The sequence below is a fragment of the Actinomyces polynesiensis genome, from assembly GCF_000820725.1.
In the GTDB taxonomy this organism is placed as follows: domain Bacteria; phylum Actinomycetota; class Actinomycetes; order Actinomycetales; family Actinomycetaceae; genus Pauljensenia; species Pauljensenia polynesiensis.
In genome coordinates this window covers 1-3,047 of the sequence record NZ_CCXH01000286.1, presented here as the reverse complement: position 1 = coordinate 3,047, position 3,047 = coordinate 1, and the positions used below count along the sequence as shown (strand labels likewise).

The following is a 3,047-nucleotide window of genomic DNA, read 5'->3' as shown; positions in this document are numbered from 1 at the left end:
CGCCGACCGGCGTCCGCCCCCCTCCGGGACGATCAGTCCTCAGTCACTTCGCGACGGCCTTCTTCAGGGTGGAGCCTGCGGAGATCTTGACGCCGAAGCCGGCGGGGATCTGGATCTCCTCACCGGTGCGGGGGTTGCGGCCGGTGCGGGCGGCGCGCTCGACGCGCTCGACGGACAGCAGGCCGGTCACCTTGACGGGCTCGCCCTTGCCGAGGGACTCGACCAGGACGTCCTGGAAGGCGGACAGCGCCGCGTCGGCCTGGACCTTGGACAGGTTGGCGCGATCAGCGATGGCGGCCACGAGCTCAGTGCGGTTGACGGACATGTAAGGACCTCTCCTCTTGCAGATGTCGGGGACCACTGTGGTGGTCACAGGGAAACACTACGGAAGGTTCGACCGGATTGTCAGATCTGGCGGTGTTTTTCGGTCATTCGGGGCCGTTTCCGGGGGCTGTTCCCAGAATGTGGCGCTCCCGGGGCCTCCACCGGGCCCGTCCCGGCCGCACGCCCGGAGGGCCACCGCCTCACCGTCGGCGCACCGAGATCAGACGCTGGAGCACCACGAAGGCGAGGAGGACGACCCCGATGAACACCTTGGTCCACCACGAGTCCAGGCCCTCGCGGGCGATGAGCACCTGGATGAGACCGTAGACGAGGACGCCCGCGCCGGTGCCCAGCACGAACCCGTACCCGCCCGCCAGGAGCGTCCCGCCGATGACGACGGAGGCGATCGCGTCCAACTCCATCCCGATGCCCGTCAGGTTGAATCCTGACTTGGTGTACAGGGCGAAGAGGATCCCGGCGATGCCCGCACAGGTCCCCGAGATGACGTAGACGAGCATCCGGGTACGCCCGGCGTCGAGCCCCATCAGCCTCACCGCCTGGCCGCCGTCCCCAGCGCCGAGTCCGTAGACGGTCCGCCCGAAACGCGTGTAGTGCAGCAGGTGGAAGCCGATGGCGAGCACCACGAAGGCGATGACCATCGAGGCGTTGATGCGCCAGGAGCCGCGGCCCTCCCCGAACTTCAGCGCCCACGCGGCCAGTGCCGAGAAGCCCGGGTCGTCGATGGGCAGGGACTGGACGGAGACGACATTGGCCAGACCGCGCGCCAGGAACATCACCGCCAGGGAGGCGATGAACGGCTGGATGTCGAAGACCTGGACCAGGATGCCGATGAGGAGCCCGCACAGGCTCCCCACCAGCACCCCGGTGACGAGCACGACCGGCAGGGAGGCCCCGGCGAGGAACATCTTCGCCGTCACCAGGCCGACGAGGGCGACGACCGCCCCGACCGAGAGGTCGATGCCGCCGGTGAGGATCACGAAGGTCATGCCCACGGCGAGCACCAGCAGGTAGGAGTTGTCCACCAGCAGGTTGGAGAGGAGCCGCATCGAGGTGAAGGGACGCGACCCCGATCCCAGCCCGTAGCGCATCTCGCCGACCGCGAGGATGGCCACGAGGGTCAGCACCGTGCCGATGACCGGGTAGAAGCGCTTGTCGGGACTCAGGGAACGCCCCCTGGAGCGGGTCGGGTGTTCCTGCCGGGTGGGAGCGGTGTCGAGGGTCGTCATGTCTCCAGTGCCTCTCATGCCACGGCCGCCGTGCGGGCGGCCTCCCGACGGACCCTGCGCACCCGCATGCGTTCGGCGAAGATCGGCGAGGCCGCGACGCACACCGCGATGAGGACGACCGCCTTGAACAGGGGCGTCGTCTGCGAGGGGAGTTCGAAGATGATGACGGCGCGTTCGAGGGCGGCCAGGATCAGCGCGCCCACGACGGTGCCGCCGAGGTTGAAGCGGCCCCCGTCCAGCTTGGTGCCGCCGAGGACGACGACCATGATCGCGTCCATCTCCTTCATGAGGCCGATGTTGTTGGCGTCGGCGGCCATGGTGGGGGCACCGTAGACGATCCCCGCCAGCCCGGCCAGGAGTGCGCACACGACGTAGACGATCCAGGTGGTGGACCGCGAGCGGACGCCGGACAGCCGCGAGGCCTCGCGGTTGATCCCGATGGACTCCAGGAGCATCCCGAAGGCGGACCTGCGCACCAGCACCGCCACGAGGGCGAAGGTGAGCGCGGCGATCACCACCGGCATCGGGATGCCCAGCAGGAACCCCGAACCGATCGCCTTGAAGGGTGGGCTCGTGACGGTGGTGATCTGTCCCTTCGTCAGCAGCATCGCGATCCCGCGGCCGGCGACCATGAGGATCATGGTGGCGATGAACGGCTGGATGTCGAGGACCGTCACGAGGAAGCCGTTGAACACGCCGATCGCGAGCGCGACGGCGAGCCCCAGGAGGACGGCCACCAGCACCGTGCCCCCAGCGGTGGGGGACCCGGAGCCCTGGATGTAGGTCAGGGACACGGCCAGGGAGATCGCCATGACGGCGCCGACCGACAGGTCGATGCCCCCCGTGGCGATGACCAGGCACATGCCGAGCGCGAGGAGCAGGGGCGTGGCGGCATTGCGGAGGATGTCGATGAGCTGTCCGAACAGGTGCCCGTCCTGGACGCTGACGGTCAGGAAGCCGGGGCTCTTCAGGCCGCACGCGACGATCAGGGCGATCAGTGCCACCGCCGGCCAGAAGGCCGAGTGGGAGGAGGCCGACCTGAGGGCCAGCCCGATGTCGAACCTCCGCGTCGGATTCTCACTCATCCGGATCCTCCCCCGTCCCCTGTCGCCCTGCGGATCCGGCGATGGTCTCCAGGATCCGTCCCTGGTCTGTTCCCTCGGTGTTGTCGAGGACGTCGATGAGGCTGCGGTCCCGCATGACGGCGATCCGGCGGCTCAGACGGATGACCTCCTCCAGCTCGGAGGAGATGTACACGACCGACATGCCCTCACCGGCGAGGTCGGCCACGAGCTTCTGGATCTCCGCCTTCGCGCCCACGTCGATGCCGCGGGTGGGCTCGTCCAGGATGATGAGCTCCGGATGGGTCGCCAACCAGCGCGCCAGGAGCACCTTCTGCTGGTTCCCGCCCGAGAGGTTGCGGATGACGGCGTTGGGGTTGCGCGGATTGATGTTGAGCGCGTCCATGTAGTGCAC

Annotated in this window: 4 protein-coding genes; all 4 read right to left on the bottom strand. The window is 68.5% G+C overall.

All coding sequences use genetic code 11. The annotated features are described in order from the left end of the window. Positions 1-43: 43 nt before the first annotated feature. Entirely contained in the window at positions 44-325 is a 282-nt protein-coding gene (locus tag TA90_RS11905) for an HU family DNA-binding protein (protein ID WP_043536754.1), read from the bottom strand. A gap of 199 nt (positions 326-524) precedes the next feature. Continuing rightward, on the bottom strand, positions 525-1,571 hold the full coding sequence (locus TA90_RS11900) for an ABC transporter permease subunit (protein ID WP_043536753.1): 1,047 nt from the start codon (positions 1,569-1,571) through the stop codon (positions 525-527). Between the two features lie 14 nt (positions 1,572-1,585). Beyond that, positions 1,586-2,656, bottom strand: a complete 1,071-nt coding sequence (locus tag TA90_RS11895; protein ID WP_052450843.1) for an ABC transporter permease — start codon at positions 2,654-2,656, stop codon at positions 1,586-1,588. Next, positions 2,649-3,047, bottom strand: a 399-nt coding sequence (locus TA90_RS15800; RefSeq protein ID WP_147513496.1) for an ATP-binding cassette domain-containing protein, incomplete at its 5' end; no start/stop codon positions are given. The genes TA90_RS11895 and TA90_RS15800, both read right to left, overlap by 8 nt.

Bases quoted from the DNA above. Each gene is read 5' to 3' on its own strand.
- TA90_RS11905 (WP_043536754.1), bottom strand. From the start codon at position 325: ATGTCCGTCAACCGCACTGAGCTCGTGGCCGCCATCGCTGATCGCGCC.
- TA90_RS11900 (WP_043536753.1), bottom strand. From the start codon at position 1,571: ATGACGACCCTCGACACCGCTCCCACCCGGCAGGAACACCCGACCCGC.
- TA90_RS11895 (WP_052450843.1), bottom strand. From the start codon at position 2,656: ATGAGTGAGAATCCGACGCGGAGGTTCGACATCGGGCTGGCCCTCAGG.